Source organism: Nostoc sp. FACHB-888 (assembly GCF_014696655.1).
Lineage (GTDB): Bacteria > Cyanobacteriota > Cyanobacteriia > Cyanobacteriales > Nostocaceae > Nostoc.
Genome location: NZ_JACJQM010000262.1, coordinates 1 through 4791, shown reverse-complemented (window position 1 = coordinate 4791; position 4791 = coordinate 1). Strand labels below are relative to the sequence as shown.

Here is a 4791-nt window from a genome sequence, read left to right as displayed (position 1 = left end):
AGTGTTACTTAGAATCCGCTCTGCACTGATAAATCACAATTTGGGTTTCATTTCTCCAAACCATTATCAATCATGGGTTTTGTCTTATTTCAGTGCCATTCAGTCATACCCCTCTAGTTTCTACAGGCTCTTACTAGAAACGAGTCGCACTTGTAAACCTATTGCTCCTTCTTGGATCAAATCGAGAAATTCTAAATTGCGGTTTTGATACTTTTTGGCAACAGATACTACCAGTCGCAAGTTAGCTGTCACCATTTTCTGTTTAGCTTTTTGACCAAGGTGTAGCGCTGCTCGGATTTGTGTTTCAGTTTTTTCAACAGCATTGGCTAATTCTGTCATTGTTGGTTCACGGTCTAACTGTTGAGTGAGTTCATTTTTAGATTGCTCAATGGCAATCATCTGTTGTACCTGTCTACCATAAGCAATTTCTTCCTCTGGCTTTAATAAAGGATACTTACCAATTTCCTGTAAATAGATGCGAACCATGTCGGAACTCAGGCTGGACATACAAACTCAACGCTTTTTTAACCCAAGGAATTTAAAAGTATAAATCAAATAGCTCAATAAAGTTTTCTATTTTGAAGAACCAAAACATACTATCAATGCAGCCCTGCCTGAAGTAACCTCTGCTGTAACCTTGTGTACCGCCGTTGGTCATCAGTAGAGCGCACCGCCAGAGATATCGCTTTTTTTGCGCCAACTACGAGCGCTAACTTCTTGGCACGGGTCAGCCCGGTGTAAAACAGGTTCCGGGTCAACATCATATAGTGCTGCATATAGATTGGCAGAACTATCACCGGATATTCTGAGCCTTGGCTTTTATGAATAGAAATGCTCCAGGCAAGGGCAATTTCATTAAGGTCAGCGTAATCGTAAACCACAGTCCGCTCACCATACAGTACTATAACTTCCTGCTCGACAGTATCAATGGTGAGGATTATTCCCAAGTCGCCGTTGAAAACTTCGCAGTTGTAGTCGTTGGTTAGCTGGATGATGCGATCGCCCTCGCGCAACAAATTCCCACTTCTGTTAATCTCCACCTTGTTGGGGCTGGGTGGATTAATCAACTGCTGCAAGACTGTGTTTAGGTTGCGAGTCCCGACTACTCCCCGTGTCATCGGGCAAAGCACTTGGACATCAGTGGCAGGATTATAATTTAAGCGGGGGAGTAAGTCTGTAATCAACTCGCAGATTGCTTGCACTCCATGTTCAGGCTGATGACCGCCGCCATGCCACAGACAATCAGATTGAGGGGTGTCAGAAATCGGTTCAATCGTGGGATAAATTCCTCGATTAATTTGGTGAGCAGCAGTGATAATTGCACTTGTTTGAGCTTGACGGAATACCTGGGTCAACCGCACTACTGGCACACGACCAGAATTGATCAAATCAGCAAGTATTTGACCTGGGCCCACAGATGGTAGCTGGTCAATGTCACCCACCAACAACAGTAAAGCGCCAGCCGATACTGCTTTAATTAAGGAGTAAGCCAGAAACAAATCAAGCATCGAAGCTTCATCAGCGATAATTGCCGTGTGGGGCAAAGGATTAAACCAATTCGCAATTCGCAATTCTCAGTTCGCAATTACGGATAAAATTGTAAACTGAACCGTTGGGGTACAAAACTAACAAGCTTATCTTTGGTGAGCATGGTCTTAAATCAGTAATGAGTCCAAGCTTTTGCTCATTCATAATTGCGAATTGCGAATTGCGAATTGCGAATTGTTCCGTCATTTCACCTAAGCGTTGGGCAGCCCGTCCAGTGGGTGCAGCCAAAGCAATAGATTTACCCATCGCTTTCCATAAACTAACTATGGTGTGGGTAGTGAAAGTTTTTCCAACGCCAGGGCCACCAGTCAAAATCGTGATCTTAGAATAAGCTGCTGTTTCTACTGCCAACCGTTGCTGCTCTGAAAGCTGAATTTTACGGCTAGCGGTAAAACGGTCAATCCAATCACGCACACGCTCAATGTCAGTACCAACAGGCTTTTCTAAGCGTTGGCGGATCAGTTGAGCTAAATTCTGTTCTGTATGAAAGTAAGTCGGCTTGTAACAAAGTAGGGTTTTATCCTCATCCCACTCTCTAATCAGTTCATCTGTTAGAGCCATGTCTTTGATGATTTGTGCAATTGCTTCTTCAGTAGGCTGATGAGATTCAGTAGTCAGTAGTTTTATTACAGACTCAATCAGTTCGCTTTGTGGCAGGTAACAGTGGCCATCTTCGGCAGCTTCACTTAAACAGTGGATAACTCCCGCACGATAACGAAATTCTGAGTCAGGGGCAATTCCTATATTTCTCGCAATCTTGTCAGCAGTTAGAAAACCAATACCGTAGATGTCGGCTGCTAGCTGATAGGGGTTCTTGGTAACAGTGGCGATCGCCTCATCCTTATATTGCTTATAAATTTTGACTGCATAAGTGGTAGAAACGCCATGTCCTTGGAGAAACACCATTACTTCTTTTATCGCTTTTTGGGTTGACCAAGCGTTTTTGATTAAGGTAATCCGTTTTTTAGCGATACCTTGAACTTCAATCAGTCGCTCAATCTGGTTTTCGATAATCTCAAGAGTTTCAAGTCCAAAGTGAGCAACAATACGCTTGGCTGTGACTGGCCCTACACCTTTTATGAGTCCACTGCCCAAATATTTCTCAATCCCTGTTAGAGTAGCAGGTTTAGTTTCCTGGTAATTGATGACTTGGAACTGTGGCCCAAACTGGGGATGGTCACGCCAGAAACCAGTTATTTGTAAAGTTTGACCGGGTTGAATATTAGCAAAGCTACCGACAATTGTTGTGAGTTCGTTGCTTCGGGGGCGCGTCAGCCTTGCCACAGTGTAGCCTGACTCAGCAGAATAAAAAGTTAAACGTTCTACGACTCCAGTGATTGTTTCGTGTTGAGGAAAGGCGCTTACTTGTTGAGGGGAAAGATTAGGGGGAGTGGACATTGCTTACGCTCAGATGCCGCACATCATTATAATACTGGAAATTAGTTAATTATAGTACATAAATACTATCCTATTTTGAGATTACAATAATAGTAGATGATAAAGTCGAAAATGCTGCCTCGCTTCACCAGACGATGCCTATGAGAGCAAACTATGCAAGCTACGTCTCAAAGGTTGGTGAGAGTGAAATATGTTGTAAAAAACCGTAGATTTTACTCTAATAAAGCTTCAATTTGCCCTAACAACTTCTCTAAAACTTTTGCTTTATTAGGATCTTCCCAGATTTTAGCTTGCTTAACTCGTTGATAGGCTTCCTTCATCCGATTAGGAAGGATATCCGGCTGAGAAGACTTAGGACGTTGGACTGATTGAATGTAACTTTTGATATCTCTAACCGAAAGATTTTCTTCAATAGTTTTCACTAGAAGTTGATGTCGCTGATCTTCGTCTTTCAATTGAGCGATGATACGGGCTTTGGTATATTCTAGTTTTCCTTGGCGCAAAATTTCTAAAACATCTTTAGGTAAATTTAGTAAAGGTAGGCGATGACTACGAAAACTGTCTGGAGTCACCCTACCTATTATTGAAAATATCTTTTCTACCATTTCCCATTGGTTACGAACAACGTTGTTCGTAATTTCTGTTTTTTGCTTTTGGAGGTTAGCAATATGATTGAGTAGGGAAATAACTTCTCCTTGAGAGCATTCCAAGCGAATAGATAGCAGTTGCAAAATAGCTTCAGTTTCCTCAACCGGATTTAAATCTTCTCGTTGCAAATTTTCGAGGAGGGCAACTTGGAAAGCATCTTGGTCATTAAGATGGCGGATAATAACCGGAACTTGGTTCATTCCAAGAGTTTGAGCAGCACGATAGCGACGTTCACCGGCGATCAATTCATAATTACCAGATTCTAACGGTCGGACAAGCAGTGGCTGCAAGATGCCATGTTCACGGATAGAAGCAACTAGGCTTTCCATTCCTTGAGTTGAAAAATAACGCCGAGGCTGATGAGCAGCTAGGTGAATTTGAGTTATTAATAAAGATTGTTCAATAGATTCGTTTTCCAGGAGTTGAGGATTATTGGTGACTCCTACTAAGTCAAGGAATTGTCTGGTTTTATTCGGAAATTCCATTTCATCTGCCATTGACAAGCGCCGCTTCGACATATTACTCCTGTTCTGCCATTTCCTTGGCGATTTCTTGATAAGGTTCAATCAATTTTCTTTCTGTGGTATACCGATGGATTGGTTGACGCGCCAAGTTAGACTCTGGAAACTGAACAGACTTAGGCACTGGTTCAAAAATTTTGACCCCAGGGAGTTTAGTTTTAAGAGTTTTGAGAGCATCTTGGGTCGTGAGTGTACGGTCTGCCATTGTAGGCAAGACTCCTAAAATTTGCAAATTGGGGTGAGTGTCTTCATCACGAAGACTTTCGATAGTTTCCAATAATTGTCGTAAGCCTTCCAAAGCAAAGAACTGACATTGAACGGGGATCAAGACTGCATCTGCTGCCATTAGTGCATTTAGAGTCAACATCCCTAAGCTAGGTGGACAATCAATGAGGATATGAGCAAATTCTTGCCGTAAAGGATTCAATTTCTTTCTCAGGATTCGGCTATTATCTGCCGAGGTCAAAATTTGCTTTTCTCCAGATGCTAGAGATATGTCAGCCGGAATCAGCTTGATTCCATACTCGGTGTTAATAATAGTTTCAGATGCGCTCTGTTTACGATCTGTAAGTACTTCATAGGCAGTCATCTGCCCTGGCTGAATCTTGATTCCTAGACCTGTGGTTAAATTGCCTTGGGGATCAAAGTCAACTACAAGGCAGGAGGAATTTTCTGC

The 4791-nt window shown here is 42.4% G+C and carries 3 protein-coding genes and 2 pseudogenes; all 5 read right to left on the bottom strand.

The features are described 5' to 3' along the window. Positions 1–120: 120 nt before the first annotated feature. Positions 121–507, bottom strand: a complete 387-nt coding sequence (locus H6G26_RS38490; protein WP_190736991.1) for a sigma-70 factor domain-containing protein — start codon at positions 505–507, stop codon at positions 121–123. A 92-nt stretch (positions 508–599) separates the two neighbouring features. Then, positions 600–1550, bottom strand: a pseudogene (locus H6G26_RS38485) (ATP-binding domain-containing protein); the annotation flags it as partial. 178 nt (positions 1551–1728) lie between these two features. Beyond that, positions 1729–2946 (bottom strand): annotated as a pseudogene (locus H6G26_RS38480) (helix-hairpin-helix domain-containing protein); the annotation flags it as partial. Between the two features lie 212 nt (positions 2947–3158). After that, on the bottom strand, positions 3159–4112 hold the full coding sequence (locus H6G26_RS38475) for a ParB/RepB/Spo0J family partition protein (RefSeq protein WP_190736989.1): 954 nt from the start codon (positions 4110–4112) through the stop codon (positions 3159–3161). A 1-nt stretch (position 4113) separates the two neighbouring features. After that, on the bottom strand, positions 4114–4791 hold a 678-nt coding region (locus tag H6G26_RS38470; RefSeq protein ID WP_190736987.1), incomplete at its 5' end, for an AAA family ATPase.

Coding starts and splice junctions, on each gene's coding strand:
- H6G26_RS38490 (WP_190736991.1), bottom strand. CDS start 507: ATGTCCAGCCTGAGTTCCGACATGGTTCGCATCTATTTACAGGAAATT.
- H6G26_RS38475 (WP_190736989.1), bottom strand. CDS start 4,112: ATGTCGAAGCGGCGCTTGTCAATGGCAGATGAAATGGAATTTCCGAAT.